Source organism: Acidimicrobiia bacterium (genome assembly GCA_009694375.1).
In the GTDB taxonomy this organism is placed as follows: Bacteria; Actinomycetota; Acidimicrobiia; order Acidimicrobiales; family VFJN01; genus VFJN01.
Genome location: SHVB01000001.1, coordinates 162,731 through 182,703, shown reverse-complemented (window position 1 = coordinate 182,703; position 19,973 = coordinate 162,731). Strand labels below are relative to the sequence as shown.

19 protein-coding genes are annotated in these 19,973 nt (G+C 66.4%); 14 read left to right on the top strand and 5 right to left on the bottom strand.

Annotated features, from left to right (window positions below; all coding sequences use genetic code 11):
* Positions 1-9: 9 nt before the first annotated feature.
* Positions 10-1,056 (top strand): hypothetical protein, encoded by a 1,047-nt coding sequence (locus tag EXQ71_00870; GenBank protein MSO86056.1) that lies wholly within the window; start codon positions 10-12, stop codon positions 1,054-1,056.
* 86 nt (positions 1,057-1,142) lie between these two features.
* Here the strand turns inward: EXQ71_00870 and EXQ71_00865 are convergent, their stop codons facing one another.
* Positions 1,143-3,650 (bottom strand): DUF3516 domain-containing protein, encoded by a 2,508-nt coding sequence (locus EXQ71_00865; protein ID MSO86055.1) that lies wholly within the window; start codon positions 3,648-3,650, stop codon positions 1,143-1,145.
* Positions 3,651-3,755: 105 nt separating this feature from the next.
* On the opposite strand from EXQ71_00865, the gene EXQ71_00860 reads away from it, so the two are divergent.
* Positions 3,756-4,430: a recombinase family protein gene (locus EXQ71_00860; GenBank protein MSO86054.1), complete on the top strand. Its 675-nt coding sequence runs from the start codon at positions 3,756-3,758 to the stop codon at positions 4,428-4,430.
* Positions 4,431-4,629: 199 nt separating this feature from the next.
* On the opposite strand, the gene EXQ71_00855 is transcribed toward EXQ71_00860, so the two are convergent.
* A complete protein-coding gene (locus EXQ71_00855) occupies positions 4,630-5,358 on the bottom strand; it encodes an FkbM family methyltransferase (GenBank protein ID MSO86053.1) in 729 nt (242 codons plus the stop codon).
* A 182-nt stretch (positions 5,359-5,540) separates the two neighbouring features.
* On the opposite strand from EXQ71_00855, the gene EXQ71_00850 reads away from it, so the two are divergent.
* The gene (locus tag EXQ71_00850; GenBank protein ID MSO86052.1) at positions 5,541-5,912 is read left to right on the top strand and encodes a WhiB family transcriptional regulator; all 372 of its coding nucleotides are present in this window, start codon (positions 5,541-5,543) and stop codon (positions 5,910-5,912) included.
* Between the two features lie 219 nt (positions 5,913-6,131).
* Here EXQ71_00850 and EXQ71_00845 read toward each other — a convergent pair whose 3' ends face one another.
* Complete coding sequence (locus EXQ71_00845; GenBank protein ID MSO86051.1) at positions 6,132-6,842, bottom strand: hypothetical protein; 711 nt, start codon at positions 6,840-6,842, stop codon at positions 6,132-6,134.
* A 290-nt stretch (positions 6,843-7,132) separates the two neighbouring features.
* Here EXQ71_00845 and EXQ71_00840 point away from each other — a divergent pair, with 290 nt between their 5' ends.
* Positions 7,133-7,909 (top strand): SDR family NAD(P)-dependent oxidoreductase, encoded by a 777-nt coding sequence (locus tag EXQ71_00840; GenBank protein MSO86050.1) that lies wholly within the window; start codon positions 7,133-7,135, stop codon positions 7,907-7,909.
* 18 nt (positions 7,910-7,927) lie between these two features.
* Here EXQ71_00840 and EXQ71_00835 read toward each other — a convergent pair whose 3' ends face one another.
* Positions 7,928-8,821 (bottom strand): TIGR01777 family protein, encoded by an 894-nt coding sequence (locus EXQ71_00835; protein MSO86049.1) that lies wholly within the window; start codon positions 8,819-8,821, stop codon positions 7,928-7,930.
* Between EXQ71_00835 and EXQ71_00830 the strand changes: the two genes are divergently transcribed.
* The 8 genes from EXQ71_00830 to EXQ71_00795 all read left to right on the top strand — a co-directional run bounded on the left by EXQ71_00830 (position 8,706) and on the right by EXQ71_00795 (position 17,337).
* Entirely contained in the window at positions 8,706-9,296 is a 591-nt protein-coding gene (locus EXQ71_00830; GenBank protein ID MSO86048.1) for a hypothetical protein, read from the top strand. The two genes, EXQ71_00835 and EXQ71_00830, sit on opposite strands and share 116 nt — an antisense overlap.
* Positions 9,297-9,397: 101 nt before the next feature.
* A complete protein-coding gene (locus tag EXQ71_00825; GenBank protein MSO86047.1) occupies positions 9,398-10,066 on the top strand; it encodes a TrkA family potassium uptake protein in 669 nt (222 codons plus the stop codon).
* A complete protein-coding gene (locus EXQ71_00820) occupies positions 10,063-10,734 on the top strand; it encodes a TrkA family potassium uptake protein (GenBank protein MSO86046.1) in 672 nt (223 codons plus the stop codon). Before EXQ71_00825 ends, EXQ71_00820 begins: the two co-directional genes overlap by 4 nt.
* Before the next feature lie 189 nt (positions 10,735-10,923).
* On the top strand, positions 10,924-12,327 hold the full coding sequence (gene lpdA / locus EXQ71_00815; GenBank protein ID MSO86045.1) for a dihydrolipoyl dehydrogenase: 1,404 nt from the start codon (positions 10,924-10,926) through the stop codon (positions 12,325-12,327).
* Positions 12,328-12,348: 21 nt separating this feature from the next.
* Complete coding sequence (locus EXQ71_00810) at positions 12,349-13,635, top strand: 2-oxo acid dehydrogenase subunit E2 (protein ID MSO86044.1); 1,287 nt, start codon at positions 12,349-12,351, stop codon at positions 13,633-13,635.
* A 23-nt stretch (positions 13,636-13,658) separates the two neighbouring features.
* On the top strand, positions 13,659-15,362 hold the full coding sequence (gene lipA, locus EXQ71_00805) for a lipoyl synthase (GenBank protein ID MSO86043.1): 1,704 nt from the start codon (positions 13,659-13,661) through the stop codon (positions 15,360-15,362).
* Positions 15,362-16,471, top strand: coding sequence for an aminopeptidase P family protein (locus tag EXQ71_00800; GenBank protein ID MSO86042.1), 1,110 nt, complete (start codon positions 15,362-15,364; stop codon positions 16,469-16,471). Before lipA ends, EXQ71_00800 begins: the two co-directional genes overlap by 1 nt.
* An 11-nt stretch (positions 16,472-16,482) precedes the next feature.
* Positions 16,483-17,337 (top strand): hypothetical protein, encoded by an 855-nt coding sequence (locus EXQ71_00795; protein MSO86041.1) that lies wholly within the window; start codon positions 16,483-16,485, stop codon positions 17,335-17,337.
* Positions 17,338-17,344: 7 nt separating this feature from the next.
* Here EXQ71_00795 and EXQ71_00790 read toward each other — a convergent pair whose 3' ends face one another.
* Positions 17,345-18,448 (bottom strand): hypothetical protein, encoded by a 1,104-nt coding sequence (locus EXQ71_00790; protein ID MSO86040.1) that lies wholly within the window; start codon positions 18,446-18,448, stop codon positions 17,345-17,347.
* Between the two features lie 111 nt (positions 18,449-18,559).
* On the opposite strand from EXQ71_00790, the gene rsgA reads away from it, so the two are divergent.
* Positions 18,560-19,576, top strand: coding sequence for a ribosome small subunit-dependent GTPase A (rsgA, locus tag EXQ71_00785; GenBank protein MSO86039.1), 1,017 nt, complete (start codon positions 18,560-18,562; stop codon positions 19,574-19,576).
* 96 nt (positions 19,577-19,672) lie between these two features.
* Positions 19,673-19,948: a hypothetical protein gene (locus tag EXQ71_00780; protein MSO86038.1), complete on the top strand. Its 276-nt coding sequence runs from the start codon at positions 19,673-19,675 to the stop codon at positions 19,946-19,948.
* Positions 19,949-19,973: the final 25 nt, after the last annotated feature.

Genomic DNA, 19,973 nt, shown 5'->3' with positions numbered 1-19,973 from the left:
AGCGCCCCCATGCGCCACCATCGCCCTGTGACTACTTCGGCTCGCCACCCAAACGTGGCCTACACGGACGGTGCCTGCTCGGGAAACCCGGGTCCGGGAGGGTGGGCGTGGGCTATCCCGGGAGGGCGGTTCGCATCGGGTGCCGAGGGCCATTCCACCAACCAACGCATGGAGCTCACGGCGGCTCATGAGGCCCTGGCCGCCATCCAAGGACCGCTCACCATCGTGAGTGACAGCACCTACGTGGTTCATTGCTTCCGTGACAAGTGGTACGAAGGCTGGCAGAAGCGGGGCTGGAAGAACTCCAAGCGGGAGCCGGTAGCCAACCAGGACCTGTGGGAGCCGTTCATCGACGAGTACCTCGAGCGCGGGGATGTGAACTTCGAGTGGGTGAAGGGGCATGCCGGCGATCCGATGAACGATCTGGTGGACCGCTTGGCGGTGGAGGCGGCGGTAACCCAGGCTGGCCGTACCGGCGAGGGGGAGCCCACCGACCTGGGTCCGCCCGACGCGGTGGGGCCTAGTAGGGGCGGGCGCGATAAGCGGCTGCCGGCGGGGCGACTGGTGCTGGTGGCGGGCCACCGCCCCGGCGCCGTGGGTGGCTACGGCGACAACCCCATCTCCGACGCGGTGCGGGCCCGGCTAGGCGAGTTGCTCGTGGGCCTGCGGACCATCGACGGACCCTTCACGGTGGTAAGCGGGTTGCGCCTGGGGGCGGAGCAACTTGGCGCCGAGGCCGCCCTGGAGCAGGGGTTCCCGCTGGTGGCGGTCTTGCCGTACCCCGCCCCCGATGCTCCGTGGCCGCCCGAGGCGCGACGGCGCTTTGCCGGCCTTGTGGCCCAGGCCAAAAAAGCCGTCACCCTCGATCGCAAGGTACCCACCTCCAAACAAGGGGCGGGACTGGCACTCGGGAAACGGGACGACTGGCTGGCTACGCAGGTGGACACGGCGGTGGTGGTCTGGGATCGCCAAGACGCCGAGGTCGGTCGCCTCGTGCGAGTGCTGGAGGATCACCTCGGGGCGGACCAAGTGCTCTTCGTCCAGCCCTCGCGGTAGCACTCGCTATCGCTACCGTGGTTCCCCCTGGGCGGCCGGGCCCCCGGCGGGGGTCGGGTTGCGGAAAAGGTGGGCTCAGGCGCGTTTCATCGCTCCCTGAGATCCAGGACGCGCACCACGGCCACGCCGGCGGCATCAGAAGCGTCGAGGTCCACCTCGGCGGCGATGATCCAGTCGTGGTCACCGGCGGGGTCGGCCAGCACTTGGCGTACTGCCCAGCGGCGCCCGCTCTCGTCCACTTCAAAAAAGGCCGACCCGCGTGCCACGGAGTCGGTGCCGATGGAGTTGTGCTCGGCAAAGTAGGCGTCGAGCACGGCGGACCAGCGGTGCCAATCCCATCCGGTGTCGCCGTCGAGTTCAACGAGTTGGGTGATCCGGCGGTGGGCGGCGAGTTCGACCCGCCGGAAGAGTTCGTTGCGGATCAGAATCCGGAAGGCACGCCGATTGTCGGTGAGCGGTGGTGGCGCATGGTCGACGTCGGCCCCGGACTCCTCAAGGAGCTCCTCGGGGTGGGAGAGGGCTTGCCATTCGTCGAGCAGGCTGGAGTCGACCTGACGCACCAGTTCGCCCAGCCACTCCGTGAGGTCGTAGAGGTCATCGGTCTTGGCGGCCTCGGGCACGGTTTGGATGAGGGCCTTGTAGGCGTTGCTGAGGTACCGCAGCAACGTGCCCTCGGCCCGGGTGAGGCCGTAGTACCCCACGTAGTCGGCGAAGGTCATGGCCCGCTCCCAGAGATCCCTCACCACAGACTTGGGGGAGAGCGGGTGATCGGCCACCCAGGGCTGGGATTGGGCGTACATGGCGAAGGCGGCCCCGAGTTCGTCGGCGAGGGGCTGGGGGTAGGTGACCTCCTCGAGCCGGGTCATGCGCTCCTCGTACTCCATGCCCGCCGCTTTGAGCTCGGCCACCAACTCGCCCTTGGCCTTGTTCACCTGGGCGCTAAGGACCACCCCCGGGTCATCGAGCACGGCTTCCACCACCGACACGATGTTCAGGGCATAGCCAACATCGCGGCGGTCAAAAAGTTCCACGGCGGCCAGGGCGAAGGGGGCGAGCGGCTGATTGAGGGCGAAATCCCGCTGGAGGTCCACCGTGACGCGTACCAGACGACCCTGCTCGTCGGGCTCATCGAGACGTTCGATCACCCCAGCCGCCATGAGAGACCGGTAGGTGCCGATGGCGCGTCGGATATGAGCCCGCTGGGCGGGTCGTGTTTCGTGGTTGTCGGTCAGGAGGCGGCGTAGGGCCAAACAGCCATCGCCGGGCCGGTCGAGCACGTTGAGCAACATCGAATGCGAGACGGCGAAACTGGAGGTGAGTGGCTCAGCCTCGGCCGCGACGAGTCGCTCGAAGGTGCCTTCGCCCCAAGACACGAAGCCCTCGGGCGCCTTCTTCCTCACGATTTTGCGGCGCTTCTTCGGGTCGTCCCCGGCCTTGGCCACGGCCTTCTCGTTTTCGGTGACGTGTTCGGGGGCTTGCACCACCACCGATCCCTCCACGTCGTAACCCGCCCGGCCCGCCCGGCCCGCAATCTGGTGAAACTCCCGGGCACCGAGGTGGCGAGTGCGGGTTCCGTCGTATTTGGACAGGGCGGTAAACAGCACCGTGCGGATGGGCACATTGATGCCTACCCCGAGGGTGTCGGTGCCACAGATCACCTTCAACAGCCCGGCCTGGGCCAGGCGTTCCACCAACCGCCGGTACTTCGGGAGCATCCCGGCATGGTGCACCCCCACCCCGCTGCGCACGAAGCGGGAGAGCGTCTTGCCGAAGCCGGTAGAGAAGCGGAAGTCGGCGATGAGTTCGGTGATGCGATCCTTCTCTTCGCGGGTGCACAGGTTCGTGCTCATCAGTTGCTGGGCCCGTTCGCTGGCCGACGCTTGGGTGAAGTGCACGATGTAGATGGGGGCCTTCCCCTGCTCGAGTAGGTCGTCGATCGTCTCGAGCACGGGGGTGAGACGGAAGGAGTAATCGAGGGGCACTGGACGCGTGGCCGAGCGGACCGTGGTGGTGGGTCGGCCGGTGCGGGTGGTGAGGTCGGCTTCGAAGCGGGTGACGTCGCCGAGGGTGGCCGACATCAAGATGAATTGCACATGGGGGAGGGTGAGGAGCGGCACCTGCCAGGCCCACCCGCGGTCCGGGTCGGCATAGAAGTGGAACTCGTCCATCACGGCCTGGCCCACGTCGGCTTGCTCACCGCGGCGGAGGGCGATGTTGGCCAGGATCTCTGCCGTGCAGCAAATGATCGGGGCCGCGGGGTTTACCGCCGCGTCGCCGGTCATCATCCCTACGGTCTCGCGTCCGAACATGTGGCACAGGTCGAAAAACTTCTCGCTCACGAGTGCTTTGATCGGTGCTGTGTAAAAGGTGCGCTGGCCGGCGGCCAGGGCGGCGAAGTGGGCCCCGGCGGCCACGAGGCTCTTGCCCGAACCGGTGGGCGTGGCCACGATCACGTTGGATCCCGACACCACGTCGATCAGAGCTTCCTCCTGCGCGGGGTACAGGGTAAGGCCCCGATTGGTCACCCAGTCGGCGAAGGCATCGAAGAGGGAATCGGGGGTTGGGTTGACCGGGATGCAGTCGGATAGGAGCAGCACGGCTGCCATCCTGCCCGCTGCGGGGGGAGGGCGGCGCGGCTGGTCGTGGCGGTGGCGGCAATCCGGGGGGTGGCGTTAGGGAAGACTGGCTGAGGTGTACTCCTGCGAACAGTCATCTACACGAGGATCAGCAAGGACGCTGGCACCGCCCTAGGCATCAAGCGCCCGGAGGAGGACTGCAGGGCCTACTGCGAGAACACCGGGTGGACTGTTGCCGCCGTAGTGCCGGAGAACGACGCCAGCGCCTACGGCAAACGCAGGCCGCTCTACGAGGCCACGCTCGACGACATCCGACCGGTCGTCGACGACGCGCTCGTGGTGTCGCATCGCGACCGCCGGCATCGTTCGCCGAAAGAGATGGAGAGCTTCATCGCCAGGGTGGAGGCCACCGGGCTCACGATCGGCTCCGTGAGCCGCCAGGAGAGCGAGGATCGGTCACGTCGTCTTCGTCGGCACGTCAGGTGTGCTCAGGCGCGAGAGGGACGAAGATCACCGCCCGGTACAAGAACGCCTGTGAACAGGTCGGAGGCCGCGGCGCGTTCGGCGGGCAACCGATCGACGACCAACTCCGATGGCCCATCGGATGAGCTTCTCCGTGGATCACGCGATCCCCCTCGCCCATGGTGGCGCACCCCTCGACCCGACCGGGTTCCGGCCCTCGCACCTGTCATGCAACGCCCGAGACGGCCAACGCATCGGCGAAGCCCGCAAACGGGCCGACAGAGCCCCGACCCACACCACCGGGCGATGGTGACCGGGCACCCCTTCCCGCCGTAACCCCCCCAACCCCTAGGCGTAACAGCGCCCCCTGCCTTTCCCTCCCCGCACGAATCGACGGTCTCGTAGGGGCGGCCCACAGCCCGCTTTCATACCGGGCATGGGCAACCCGTACGACAATGCGTTCTCGTCTGCGATTCGCAGCCGTCACGACACCTCGAAGGAATGCTGGTGGGCAGCGAGGCCCGATTTCCATAGATCACCTTGGAGTGCTGGTGGCGGCCGGGCGGTGGTCCCAGCGCTCGTACACCCAGGGGTAGCACCAGGTGCACTCGTGGGTCTCCTCCAGCAGTCGCCGGGCCCGTCGCCGGAGGCGGTGCGCCCCGGGCACGAAGTCGTGAAACTGAATGATGAGCGTTCTGGTCCGGTCGAGCAGGCCCGTGGCGTGCATCCGGTCAATCAGCTCGTACTCGCCGCCCTCGATGTTGACCTTCGCCAGGTCGACTCGCTCGACTCCCTCGGTGCGCAGCAGGTTGTCTACGTCGCGCATCTGGATCTCGAAGGTTCCAGCTCCAAAGATGGTCGATCCCTGCCCGGCGAGCGTGATCTTCTCGGTTCGGTCACTACCAGCGAGGCCGACGCGGTGGAGCTCGACTCGCGGGTCGGTCGGCCGCCACTTGTCGGCCATCATCGGGACCGGCTCGAACGCCAGAATGCGGACAGGGGTGTCGCCGATGTGACGGACCAAGCGGTTTGACCAGCCGCCCTCGAACCCTCCTACGTCGAGGATCACCCCACCGTCGAGGTTGGCGTCGAGCAGCAACGACGGGTCGACCAGGGCGGCTGCGCGGAACCGGGCGAACGACGGCCGGTAGTGATTCGCCTCGAACGTTCCGAATTCGACGTCGCCCAGCCGCCGCTTCGTTTGCCGGCGCCGCATCGCTGTCACCGGGCGCATCAGCGCCCACGTCACCTCGTACCTGCTCACCTAACCAGCATCCCACGAGGAGCCATGACCGTCGCAACGCACCTTGACCAAAGCCACCATCAACAAACCCCCGCACCCGGTCTTTCGGTGACGCCAACACCCCCGGAAACCCCAGCCCCTTCCGTCCTACACGCACAACGGTTTTCCACGAAGGGGGGCCGGCCGTCCCACCGGGCGAGGCCATCCACCTCGGTAACCCCGCCCCGTTCTGTGTGCCCCCCGAAGTGAACATTCCGCTGCGTGGGGGGAATAGGCGCAGCGCCACCTCCGGCTTCCCTGCCGGTAAAGACCGGGCCGAGTTGGTGGAGGCCCGGGAGGAGCTGCTCGATCTGATCTGTCATCGCCTGCGGTGGCATGAGCGGGCTGCTTGTCGCGGGCAGGGTGTCGAGCAGTGGTTCCCGGCCCGTGGTGCAGACGTTCGCCCGCGGGTCGCTCTCTGTGCGTCCTGCCCGATGCGCTGCGAGTGTTTGGCAGCTGCTAGTTCGGATGCCTGCGGGATCTGGGTTGGGATGTTGGAGCGTGGCCGGAAGATGGCTCGCCGAGGTGCCGCTTGATCTGCTGATGCGTGAGTCGGGTATGAGCATTCGGGCGATCGCATCCGCAACCGGAGACAGTGACGGCAGCGTTCGGGATGCACTCGCATCAGGTGTGCAAAGTCGCACACCTCTGAACCTGATGAGGATGAACCTGTTGGGCAGGAGGAGACACCAGTGCCGATCACAGGGACCGACGGAAAGACCTACACCAGGCATACACCTTCCGGTTTGTTCGCCTTAGGGGTTCTCGGCGGGATCGGTGGCCGCCCGATTCCAGATGCCCGGCTCCGGCCAGTGGCCCGGCCAGGTTTGCGCCATGACGGCGCGAACGAGGGCGGGCGGTGCCGGCTCGATGTCGGGGTGGCCGGTGCGGGCTACCCACAGGTCATCACCCGGCTCTGGCGGACGGCCCGTATTGGACATCGCGGCGGTCACCGCGCCGCGCCGGTCGATCCGTACCACCACCGTCGCCGGCACCGCCATGCGCAGGGGCGTGTCGCCTGCCCCGGGAGGGCGAGTGGCCTCGGGGCGGTTGGCGTCATGGTCGAGGGTCTCGTGGAAGGCCGGCATGAGCACGTCAACGCTGTTGGTGGGGCCGCTGGATCCCACGTTTTCGCCGAGCATGGTCCAGGCTCCGCTGACCTGCCCGGAGAGGTTTGGGTTGTGGGAAATGGCATGAGCGGCCGCCCTTTGGTCGGTCCTGTTTCGGGCCACGCCCCCTAGTTCGCCCGACAGGTGAAGCTGACTGAGACCCTTGGACGCCCGCAGGCTGTTGATTCGGCTGAGGAACTCCGCGTCCAGCGAGGACGATGCGCTCCTCGCCATCGAGACCGCTCTCATGGCGGGCTGCTGCGGCATGGCGGTTTGGGCCCTGACCGCCGGAGCGATGCCCACGGCACCTACGAGCAGGGCGATGGCGAGGCCAGAAAACCAGCGGCAGGGGGTCATGTTGTGCTGATCGACAGCATTGGCGAGCATCTGGAAAGGGGGGCAAGGGCACCACCTCCCGGGGCGAGCTGGACTACCCCGTTGTGAACCGGGGCTTGATCATCGATTCCCACCCCGCCACCGCCCGGCGTTTGATCTGCGGCGGGAAGGTCACGACCTACGGGCAACCGCGGGAGCAAGCGACGGGCCGGCGGGGTGGGGCTGGGCCGGGAGCCGGGCGATGGCGTCGGCATCCTGGCGGCCAGGGGCGGGTTTCGCCTCGTGGGTGCTCCGTCAATAGAGTCGCCCGTATGGATCTCAACGGCATCTCAGCAATCGTCACTGGCGGCGCGTCGGGCCTCGGCGAAGCCACCGTTCGCAGCCTCGCCAGTCGCGGCGCCCGGGTCGTGGTGGTGGACATGAACCCGGAGAAGGGCGAGGCCGTCGCCAAAGACGTCGGTGGGGTTTTCGCCCAGGCCGACGTCTCCGACCCGGATCAGGTGATCGCGGCAGTGGAGGCCGCCAAGGAACTCGGTCCGCTGCGGGCGCTGGTCACTGCGGCCGGGGTGGGTTGGGCTACCCGCACCATCGGGCGCGACGGTCAGTACGACTCGGCCCATGATCTTGCCATTTTCAAAAAGGTGATCGAGGTGAACCTCGTGGGCACCTTCAACTGCATTCGTTTGGCGGCCACCGCCATGGGCCAGAACGAACCGCTGGCCGACAACGAGAAGGGGGCCATTGTCACAGTGGCTTCCGTGGCGGCCTTTGATGGGCAGATCGGCCAAGCTTCCTACTCCGCTTCCAAGGGCGGTGTGGTGGGAATGACCCTGCCGGTGGCCCGTGATCTCTCGGCGGCGGGGATCCGGGTGAACTGCATTGCCCCAGGCCTCATCGACACCCCGATCTACGGCGAGGGCGAAGCCTCCGAGGCGTTCAAAGACAAGTTGAAGCGTGATGTGCTCTTCCCTGATCGGCTCGGCTTCGCCACGGAGTTCTCCTCGATGGCCATCGAACTGCTGTCGAACAGTTACATGAACGCTGAGACCATCCGCGTGGATGGTGGCGTCCGCATGCAGCCGAAGTGACCTGACGCAGCGATCGCCTCAGCGGTTGAAGATGCTCCGGAGGGTGCCGTCGATCTCGGGATGGTCGAAGTGGAACCCCGCCTCTTGGAGGACCTCGGGGAATACCCGCTGACCCTCGAACAGGAGCGCATCGGCCAACTCGGGACCGAGGAGGAGTTTTGGCCCAAACCGGGGGATCGGCAGCAACGTGGGTCGATGGAGCACACTGCCCACCGCCTTGGTGAAGGCCGCGTTGGTGACCGGGACGGGGGCCGTGAGGTTCACGGGACCGGTCACATCGGTCTCCAGGAGATAGCGGATGGCGCGCACTTCGTCGTGCAGGCTGATCCAACTCATCCATTGCTTTCCGTCGCCGAGTTTTCCGAGGAGGCCGAGTTTGGCCAGGGGCGCGATACGGCCGAGCACCCCTCCATGGTCAGCAAGGACGATCCCGGTACGCAGGCGGGGGGTACGGATGCCGGCGGCTTCCGCCGGAGCGGCCGCCGCCTCCCAGGCCACCACCACCTCGGCGAGAAAACCGCTACCGCGGGCGCTCGTCTCCTGGAGGTGCTCGTCGCCGCGGTTGCCGTAAAAACCAATAGCCGAGCCACACAGCAGCACCGGGGGCTTGTGGGTGAGGGCCGCCAGCGCGTTGGCGAGCAGGGCGGTTCCCTGGGTACGGCTCTCGAGGATCTTGCGCTTCTGCTCGTCGCTCCAGCGCCGCTCGGCGATGCCCTCCCCGGCTAAATGCACGACGGCGTCGAGGTTTTCGAGGCCCTCGTGGTCGATGTGGCCCTCGGTGATGTCCCAGCGGAGGGTGCCGGGGCCGCCGGGGCTTCGCAGGATTCGGATCGCCGTATGTCCGCTGGTTTCGAGCGAGCGGATCAGCGCACTACCGATCAGTCCACTGGAACCGGTGATAGCGATACGCACGCTCGCTAGTCTATCGATCGCGTTCGAGTTTCTGACGGCTGCAGACACCACTGGAGGGAAAGTGATCGATGAGTTGAAGAAAGTGATCGTAGAGTTTAAGAAGTTCCTGTTTCAGGGCAACGTGGTGGGGTTGGCCTCTGCTGTGGTGATCGGTGTGACCTTTACCGCTTTCATCTCGGCCATCACCTCTGAACTGGTCACCCCTCTGATTGGCGTGGTTTTCGACACCGACTTCAAAACCTTGACCTTCACCTGGCGCAGAAACTACTTCTTCTACGGCCGGGTTATCGATGCCGGCCTCACGTTGTTAGCCACGCTCCTCGTGTTGTTCTTCCTCATCCTCAAACCCTCAAAGGCCATCGCCGCCCGGCGTCTGGCCGGAGAAGCCGATGACGAAGAGCGCAATCTCAGCGAGGAGACCCTCGTGTTGCGGGAGATCCGGGACTTGCTCAAGCCCGCCCCGGTCTCCGACTGATCGACGCAAGGTTTCGTGCCCGAAAGGTTGGGGCTTTAGGGTCTTGCTGCGCAGGCCTATGGCCTCTGCAAGTCGCCTGGTCAGGGATGGAGGAGTACAGCGTGCACGTGGTCATAGTGGGATGCGGACGGGTGGGCTCGGGGCTCGCCAGCATTTTGGAAGACGGTGGGCACACCGTGGCCGTGATCGACAAGCAAGCCAAGGCCTTCCGTCGCCTTCCCGAGGGTTTTGCGGGTCGATTCATTCAGGGCGTTGGGTTCGACCGTACGCATCTTCGCGAGGCTGGCATCGAGCACGCCGATGCTCTCGCGGCGGTCACCAGCGGTGACAACTCAAACATCATGGTGGCACGCACCGCACGCGAAGTCTTCGGCTTGGAGCGTGTGATCGCCCGCATTTATGACCCTCGCCGGGCGGCCATCTACGAAAAACTCGGCATTCCCACGATCGCCACCGTGCAGTGGACCACCGACCGCGTGCTGCGTCGGATCCTCCCCGATGTTTCCGTCACTGAATGGGTGGACCCTTCGGCGAAGATCGCGATGGTGGAGCGCCCGGTGGCTGCGAGTTGGGTGGGACGCCGCCTGGCCGACCTTGAGCTACCCGGTCTGGCTCGGGTGGCCGCCCTGTCCCGCCTTGGGGTCGGCCAAGTACCAGATTCCACCCTTGTTACTCAGGAAGGCGATGTGGTGTACATGACGGTGAGCGCCGATCGGATCGAGGAACTCGACGCCCATCTGTTGGGGACCACCCACGGAGGCGGGTCATGAAGGTCGTCATTGTGGGGGGCGGAAACGTGGGTACCTTCACGGCGGAGGAGCTCACGCGCGGAGGGCACGACGTGACGATTATCGAGATCGAGGCCGACCGCGTGGAGCGAGCGGTGAAATCCGGCGATACCGCCCGGGTGCGCTGGGTGCTGGCCGATGCCTGCGAAGTAGACAACCTGCGCAAGGTGCCCCTCCACGATGTCGACGTCCTAGCGGCGGTCACCGGCGACGACGAGGACAACCTGGTGGTGTCGCTTCTGGCCAAGCAGGAGTTCGCCGTGCCCCGCGTCATTGCTCGCGTGAACAATCCGAAGAACAATTGGATGTTCGACGAGAGCTGGGGGGTTGATGTGGCGATGTCCACCCCACATCTGCTCACTGCCCTCGTGGAGGAGGCGGTGTCGGTGGGCACGCTCGTGCGGCTACTCAGCTTCGATCAAGGTCGGGCGACGCTCATCGAGGTAACCCTGGCCAGCGATGCCAAGGCCGCCAACCAGGAGATCGCCAGCCTTGATTTTCCCCACGAATCCACGGTGGTAGCGGTATTGCGGGCCGACCGAGTGATCTTCCCCCGCGGCGACACGCGCCTGGCCCCCGGTGATGAGGTGCTGGTCCTTGTCACCCCCGACAGCGAGGCCGACGTTCAGGCCATCCTGACCGGGCGCTGAGCGGCCCACCATGAGCACTCGTGCCCTGTTGGTGGCTGCGCTGCTGTGCGGCATGGTGATCCTGATGGCGGGGGCGCTGCAACTCGTGCTCATCGGCGCGAGCTAACGGCCCTTCTTCGCCAGGGGCGTGGACACACCGGTAGGGTTGTCTCGGTTCTTCCTGTCCACGGCCTACTTCACCCGGAGGTGATTCCCACGGCCGAGCACTACGACGTCGTCGTCATCGGCGGCGGTCCCGGCGGTTATGCCACCGCGCTCTACGGTGCCGCCGCCGGACTGAACATCGCCATGATCGAGAAGGGCAAACTCGGCGGGACGTGCCTCAACGTGGGGTGTATTCCCGCCAAAGAGTTGCTCGAGACCGCCGCCACCTACCGCCATGTGAAAGAGGCGGGGGCGTTCGGCATCGTGTCCGATGAGCCCCGCATCGACTGGACCACCTCGCTTGATCGCAAGGACTCCATCGTGGCAGGGCTGGTGGCGGGTCTTGGATCCCTGTTGACGAGCCGCAAGGTCACCGTGCTCGACGGCTACGGCCGGCTGCACGCCGACCGGCGCGTCACTGTTGCGGGTGGGGCATCGGGTGAGGTTGAGCTCACCGGTGGTGCCGTAGTGCTTGCGCCTGGTTCCGTGCCGCGCGTCCTGCCCGGTTTCGAGGTAGACGGCGAGGTGGTGATGACCTCCGATGAGTTCCTCTCGATCGCCCGGTTGCCGAAGTCGGCGGCCATCATCGGCGGCGGCGTGGTGGGGTGCGAGTTTGCGTCCTTGCTCTCCGACCTCGGCACCGAGGTAACCATTCTTGAAGCGCTGCCCAAGATCCTGCCGGGCCTGGACAAGGACCTCACCAAGGTCATCGAGAAGTCCTTCAAGGCACGGGGCATCACCATTCGCACCGGGGTTCAGGTGGGCGGCCACCAACCCGCCGCTACCGGTACGAGTGTGCAGGTAGGCGAGAAATCGGTCCACGTCGAGGTGGTCGTTGTATCGGTGGGGCGCCGACCCAACACCACTGACCTGGGTCTGGATGGCACCGCCGTGACCGTTTCGGACCGCGGGTTCATCGAGGTTGACGACCGCTGTCGTACCGCGGAGCCCAGTGTGTATGCCGTGGGGGATGCCATCGACACCCCCGCCCTCGCCCACATCGCGTTCATCGAGGGGATGCACGCCATCGGGGACATTCTCGGCGAGAACCCAACCCCGGTGGATTACGCCAAGGTGCCCTGGGCCGTCTACACCCGCCCCGAGGCGGCGTTTACGGGGCTGTCGGAGGAGGCGGCTCGGGAAGCCGGCTTCGATGTTGTGACCCAGAAGAGCCGCTTCAACCACAACGGCCGGGCCATGATCGTCAACCAACCCGAGGGCATGGTGAAGGTCATCGCCGAAAAGATGGCCGACGGTGGGGCGGGGCGCGTGTTGGGTGTGCACATGGTGGGCCCGTGGGTGACCGAGCAGATTGGTCAGGGCTACCTGGCCGTGAACTGGGAGGCCACCGTTCAAGACATGGCGGCTCTCATCCAACCCCATCCCACCCTCACTGAGGTGCTCGGCGAGGCCATGATCAGCCTCACCGGCCGCTCGCTGCACGGATAGTCAAAAGGACCCATCGAAACCATGACCGACATCACGATGCCCCAACTCGGGGAGACGATCACCGAAGGCACCATCACGAAGTGGTTCAAGGCCGTGGGCGAGTTGGTGGGCGAGGACGAGGTGCTCTACGAGGTCTCTACCGACAAAGTGGATTCCGAGGTGCCGTCCCCGTGCTCGGGCACCCTTTTGGAGATCAGGGTCGCCGAAGGTGAGACCGTGGATGTTGGTGCGGTGCTCGCCGTGATCGGCGAGGCAGAGATGGCCGCGCCCGCGCCCACCTTGCCGCCCGCGCCCACCTTGCCGCCCGCGCCCGCGCCCGCGCCCGCTCCGGTGTCCCCGCCGGAGGTTCCCCGACCGAGTGCCGCCGGGGTGTTGTTGTCGCCGGTGGTGCGTCGCCTCCTGACCACGCACGGCCTCGATCCGTCCACCATCGTGGGCACCGGGATTGGAGGGCGGATCACCCGTGGCGATGTGCTCGCCGTGGTTGACTCCGGCGGCCAGCCTCTCACCACCGTGGCTACTGGGGCATCGTCGGCGGCGGAGCCCGACGTTCCAGCCCCGGCCTCGGATTCGGCAGTGGGACCGCACAGTGGCGATCGCGATCAGGTCATCCCCCACAGCAACATCCGCCGACGTAGCGCCGAGCACCTGCGGCGGTCGTTGGACACCTCCGCCCACGTCTACATGGCCACCGAGGTGGATTTCGAAGCGGTGGACCGGGTGCGGCGGGCCCATCGCGAGGAGTGGAACGATGCGGAAGGTTTCAGCCTCACCTACCTGCCGTTCGTGACTCGAGCAGTGGTCGATGCCATTTCCGAATTCCCCGAGGTGAACGCCACCTTCACCGACGAAGCGCTGATCGTGCATCAGTATCTGAACCTCGGCATCGCGGTGGACTTGGACTTCAAGGGCCTCATGGTGCCGGTAGTGCGCGATGCCGGCTCGAAGAGGATGCGGGCGATCGCCCGGGAAATCAGGGATCTCGGTGCCCGGGCGCGCTCCAAGAAACTCACCCCCGACGACATCTCCAACGGCACCTTCACCATCACCAACCCCGGACCCCAGGGCACGCTGTTGACCATGCCGATCATCAATCAACCCCAGGTGGCGATCCTGTCCACCGATGGGGTGAAGCGCCGACCCGTGGTGGTTGAACTACCCGACGGCTCAGAGAGCATCGCCATTCACTCCGTCGGAAATATCGTGTTGTCATGGGACCACCGTGCCTTCGATGGCGCCTACGCCGCATCGTTTCTGAACCAGGTTAGGAACCTCCTGGAAACACGGGACTGGGCAGCCGAGCTCTAGTGAGCAACGCGGCGGGCCGATCGGTGGCGGACCACCCCAACCGGCTGCGCGTGCGGTGGCTGGGCCGGGTGGCCTACCGCGACGCCTATGCGTTGCAGCGAGGACTCGTCGGGTCCTCGTCGCAGAATTACTTCCTGCTGTTGGAGCATCCGGCGGTCTACACGCTCGGAATTCGGGGCGATCTCGGGAACATTCGCCGACCTCCCGAAGAGGTTGGCGCCACACTGGAATACAGCGACCGGGGTGGTGACGTCACCTTCCACGGCCCCGGACAGTTGGTGGGTTATCCGATCCTGACCGTACCCGGACGGCGCGGCGGCGGGATCACCGACACCGTGGCTTACGTCGCGTCGGTGGAGCAACTGGTGATCGATGTGCTGCACGACCTGGGCCTGACCGACGTGGGCCGGCTCACAGGGTTCCCGGGGGTATGGGTGGAGCCGAGTTCGGTAGCCCCCCGGAAGATCTGCGCCATCGGAGTGAAACTTTCTCGCGGTCGGTCGATGCACGGATTTGCGCTCAATGTGGATCCCGATCTGGCGATGTTCGAACACATCGTTCCCTGTGGCATCGCCGACAAAGCGGTGACCTCCCTGCGGGTGGAGGGAGTGACGGCCACGATGCGCGAAGTGGTGGACGCAGTGGTGGCTCGAGCGGGGGAGCGATGGGGAGCGGCCGGGGTGGATCGGGCCGAGGTGGCTTGGCGACATACTCCGGCGGATCTAGCGCCCTTCAGTCGGGGTGAGGGACCGGGTCCTACGGCGCGGCGGGCCACCCGCCTGGTGGAGGCAGGGGTAACCGAGGGCATCGAGATGGCGGCCCGCAAGCCAGCCTGGATGCGAGCCCCGCTCGTGCTGACCCCTGAGGTCATGGCTATTCGACGCACGATGCGCGAACTCGATCTGGTCACCGTGTGCGAGGAAGCCGGCTGCCCGAACCTGTCGGAATGTTGGTCGGATGGCACGGCTACCTTCATGATCAACGGGGAGCGATGCACTCGTGCTTGCGGGTTTTGTCTGGTGGATACGCGTCATCCTGAGGCTCCCGATCGGAGCGAACCGGGGCGCGTGGCCGAGGCGGTGGCCCGCATGGGTTTGCAGTTCGCGGTGGTCACCGGGGTGGCCCGTGATGATCTCATCGATGGCGGTGCCGCCGAGTTCGCAGCGGTGATCGGCGCCATTCGGGACCGCACTCCCGGCGTGTCGGTGGAGGTGCTGATCCCCGACTGCAAGGGCGACCCTGCGGCCCTGGAGGTTATCTTCGCCGCCCGGCCGGACGTGTTGAACCACAACATCGAGACGGTGGCGCGGCTCCAGCGCGCCGTGCGGCCCTCGGCCTCGTACGCTCGGTCGCTGGCGGTGCTGGCTCGGGCCAAACGGGCCGGCCTCACCACCAAGTCCTCGGTGATCGCGGGGATGGGGGAGTCCACCCATGAGATGCTCCAGACCCTGGGTGACCTGCGGGGCGTGGGGGTAGACATCGTCACTATCGGTCAATATCTCCGACCCACCTCAAACCACCTGCCGGTGGCGCGCTGGTGGACTCCTGAGGAACTCACCGCCCTGAAGGTGGCCGGAGAGGCCATGGGCATCAGCCACGTCGAGGCTGGCCCGCTGGTCCGGTCGAGCTACCACGCTCGCCAGGCTGCGTCCGCAGTGCCGGTGGTTATCGGGAGTGGCGACACGACGGGGCAGGAATGTGCCGTGCAACCTGTCATCCTGGGTTGATGGCCGCCGCCCCGTTTTCCGATCGCTTCGCTCGGACGCGGGCGGCCATGGTGGAGGGCGCGGTAGATACCCTCCTGCTCTCGGTCGGCCCCGATCTGCCCTACCTCACTGGGTACGAGGCGATGCCCCTGGAGCGGCTCACCATGCTCGTACTCCCGGCCGAGGGACAAGCGACGTTGGTGGTTCCTCGCCTCGAAGCCCCCCGCGTGATGGAACGGCCCGAGTTCACGCTGAGGCCCTGGGGTGAGACGGAGGACGCGATCGCTATCGTGCAGGGTCTCATGGGAACCGGTGGCCGCCTGGCGATAGGCGATCGCACCTGGGCTCGGTTCGTGCTCGACCTCCAAGGGATACGGCCGGGCACCACCTGGCGCAAGGCCAGTGAGGTACTGGGGCCCCTGCGTGCCCGGAAGGACGCCGCTGAGGTGGAGGCTCTGCGCGCCGCCGGGGCCGCCGCCGATCGGGTGGCGTTCGCCCTGCAGACCGGCGAGATCGAATTGGTGGGCCGCACCGAAGCGCAGGTATCAGCCGAACTCGGTCGCCGCCTCCGAGCCGAAGGCCACCATCGGGTGAACTTCGCCATTGTGGCGGCGGGCCCCAACGCGGCCAGCCCTCACCATGAGCCAGGCGAAGTGGTGATCAAACCCGGTGAGGTCGTGCTCTGTGATTTTGGTGGGTCGATGTTCGATGACCACGGAGTGGGCTACTGCTCCGACATCACCCGCTGTGTGCACCTGGGCGAGCCCAGCGAGGAGATGGCCGAGGCCTACGCCGTGCTGATCGAGGCCCAGCAGGCTGCAGTGGCGGCGGCGGTGGCGGGCACATCGTGTGCAGAGGTAGACGCCACCGCCCGCCGGATCATCACGGCGGCGGGATGGGGCGAGGAGTTCATGCATCGCACCGGGCATGGCATCGGCATCGAGGAACACGAGGATCCCTACATCGTGAGCGGCAACGAGACCCCGCTCGAGCCGGGCCACGCGTTTTCCATCGAACCCGGCATTTACGTGGAGGGCCGTTTCGGATTTCGGTTAGAGGACATCGTGGTGGCGGCGGTCTCTGGCCCCGATGTCCTCAACCACGCTGACCACGACCTCGCTCTGTTGTAGCCGCTGCGCCCATGATCCGTCTTGACGCTGCCACGGTGCTGTTGCAATGGGCCGCGGGCGGTCTGTTCTTCCTGTGGGTGACGACACGACGGCGGCAGGTGTCGTTGGGGTACGGGTGGCTGCTGAGGGGCACCTATCTGGTGGTGGCCGTGGGAGCCTTGATTGTCGGCGTGCGCTACGGCGAGCCGGTGCCGGTGCGCGACGCCGCCAGTGCGGCGGTGGTGGTGGCCACGCTGGTTGCACTCGTGGTTTCAGTCCAGCGTCGCCGGGCCGGGGTGGCGGGCGAACACGGTCGAGAGCAAGCGCGCAGCGAGCGGGTGGCGGCGATGACGGGCATCGAACGCACCCGGGCGGCGGTGGATGTTGCCGCCGCAGAGTTTCCCCCTGGATTAGACCTGATCGCACCGGTGGTCGGGCTCGTGGGTCTGGTGGCGGCCGGAATCTCCGCCGGTGATCCGGCCGCGTTGTCGGTGGCTCGGGTGGTGGTGGGGGCGGCCTTTCTCGGTGCGGTTACCGACGCCATGCTCTTGGGACACTGGTATCTCGTGCAGCCGGGTATGCCGCGCGGTCCGCTCTTGGAACTGATCCGGGCGCTGGCCGTCATCTGGCCTCTCGAAATGTTGGTGCTGCTCTGGCCGGTGGGGATGATCTCGGTGCTCAACGGCACCATCGACGACGGGTACGCCGGGATTCTCGGTTGGATGTGGGCGGCGTGCGCCATCGGCACCATTGTGCTGGTGGGGGTAACCCGGGCAGCGCTGAAGGAGCGCCAATACTCCGCCGTCATGGCGGCCACCGGCCTGTTGTACCTCGCCATCCTCACTGCTTTTGTCACCGATCTGGTGGCTCGGGCCCTCCTGGGGTAGGTCGGTCTTATTCCTGCAGGGCGGCGGCGTCGCAATCGGGTGCTGTCACCGGATTACACCGGGCCACCCCGCCGCCGGGCAGAGTCACTACATAGTTGGGGAAGCGTGGGTCGACCGTTTCGTAGTCCGTGCTGACGATCTGGGCACCGCTGGCGAACGCGGCGTCGCGGCGGGTGGTGTCGCCGCGGCGGGCTTCGACCGTGTCGGCGTCGCTGCGGGTGCGCACGAGATAGCCGAGCATCACTAGTTCACGTATTCGAGTGGCATCGGCAATCGGGTCGTTGAGGACGATGAAGGCAGCATCGACATCGGGGGGTTCCGCCGACACGAAGATGAGCCGGTCTCTGGTGTCGGGGTGGATCGCCCGGTAGAGGTCCCGTTTGCCGCCGGTGTGGTCGAGGGTGAAGATGAAGCGGCCTCGCAGGCTGTCCACCGTGGGCCACCCGACGGTCTCGATGGTGGAGCGCAGGGTGTCCCCGTCGCTCTGCACCTCGGCCACGGTTACCAGTTGGTCCTTGTCCAGCACGGAAAGGATCTCCGCTTCCAGTGCGACGTAGGTGGCGGTGGTGGCGGGGATGGGTTGCACGAAGCCGAGGTGGAGAGGATCGGGGATGACGTCATCTTTGGTTTCGATCTGGATGATGATCGGCAGGTGGTCGGGGTGGGCATCAGACCAGGTTTCGAGTTGCTCGAGGCATAGAACGAAGGTGACGCAGGTAGAGCGGTAGTCCACTTCCTGCACGTGGAACACCTTGAAGCCAGCATCGAGCATGGCGGGGTCGATGGGGGCAAGGCCGAGAATCGGCTGGGCTTTCGGGGTGGCGTACCGGCCCCCGTCGGGATCTTCGAACACGTCGAGTTCGAAGGACCGCAAACCGGCGTTGAGCGAGTCGGTGAGGGTGGGGTGTGAGTACTCAATGGTGGGCGTGAGGGCGGGCACGTTAGCGGTGATCACCGCCAACAGCGCCGCCTCGCCTTCAAGGTGGTATGCGTTATGGCCGGCGAGGACCTGGATGTCGCCCAGTCGGGTCGTCGGAGCGTTGCGGCCCGAGCAGGCCGCCACCACCCCCACGATCAGTGCGAGAACGATGAGACAAGATCGGCGGGTCATGGTCGGCAAGGTGGGCCCTCATCATGCTGGTGGACGATCCCCATCCTCCCACGAAGACGCCTTCGGCCGGATCGGTAGTGTCTCGGTGCACCCTTGTACCGTTAGGGCGCCGTGGCATCCTTCGACTCTCTCGTTCCCGTTGGCTGGAGCTCGCGTTGGGCCACCCTGCTGGCCGAGCACGGTGAGGCGGTGGAGCCGGGCCGGGTGCTTCGCCACGACGGGGTGTCGGTGAATGTGCTCACCGCCAGCGGTGAGCGGATCGTGAAGCTTCGCCGGGGGGCGGATGCCCCCACGGTGGGCGATTGGCTGGCCTTGACCGGTGACACCCTGGTGGCGGTGCTGGAGCGGTCGTCGCTGCTGCGGCGCCGGGCGGCCGGGGGAGATGACCTGCAGGTACTGGCCGCCAATGTGGACCTGGTGCTCTTGGTGTGCGGCCTGGATCGGTTCGTGCGGGCGGGGCGGGTGCAGCGCGGCGAGGCGCTGGCGTGGGACGCGGGGGCACTCCCCATTCTTGTCCTCACCAAGGCCGACCTCGCCCCGGACCTCAAGGAGACGCTGGCGGCTATCGCCGACGTTCACCCGGGGCTGGAGTGCCTTCTCACCGCTGCCCCCACCGGGTTAGGGATCACCGCACTTCGGACCCGGCTGGCGGGACGCACCTCGGTGCTGTTGGGGGAGTCCGGGGCGGGCAAGTCCCGGCTGGTCAACGCCATCGTGGGGGCGGAGGTGGCCATCACGGGGGCGGTGCGAGCCGGTGATGCCAAGGGTCGCCACACCACCACGAACCGGCAGTTGCATCTCGTTCCCGGCGGCGGCGTGATCATCGACTCACCGGGGATTCGTGAGGTGGGCTTGGCCGGCGATGAGGAGTCGGTCGACGCCACCTTCACCGATGTCGAGGAACTCGCTCTGCAGTGTCGCTTCAACGACTGTGCCCACACTGGCGAACCCGGGTGTGCCGTGGTGGCCGCCGTGGCGGGGGGGAATCTCACCGAGGATCGACTTGAGGCCTATCTCGAGCTTCGGGAGGAGGCGATGGAGGCGGGTGCGCGGGCCGAGGATCATGCTCGACGTACCCAGGACCGGCAGGCCACCAAGGCGCCGTCGAAAAAATCCGATCGCTCATGAGCGACCAACGCCGCCGAGGTGCGCGCCGGGCCGCCCGCCCGGTGGCGGTGATCGCGGGAGAGGCCGGCTCCGGTACGAGCCGTATCTTCCGAAGCGTTGTCTAGAACTCGGGCTCGGGGTGCGGGGGCTGATCGGCCACACCCCGCCGCCACGCCGGGCGGCCGACCCGGGTCGAAGCGGATCGAGGAGGAACTTGCTACGGAGATCGGTGAGGCGGTGGCGTACACGATTCGTCTCAACGATTGTGTGGGCCCTGACACCTCGATGAAGGTGATGACCAATGGAGTCCGCCTCGCCGCGGTGCAACGAGACCACCTGTTGATGGAACCGGGTGGGCCGGTGCGGGCCGAACTTGCTCGTGTCGCCCCCTGACCGTGGTAGCCACGGTCAACTCGGC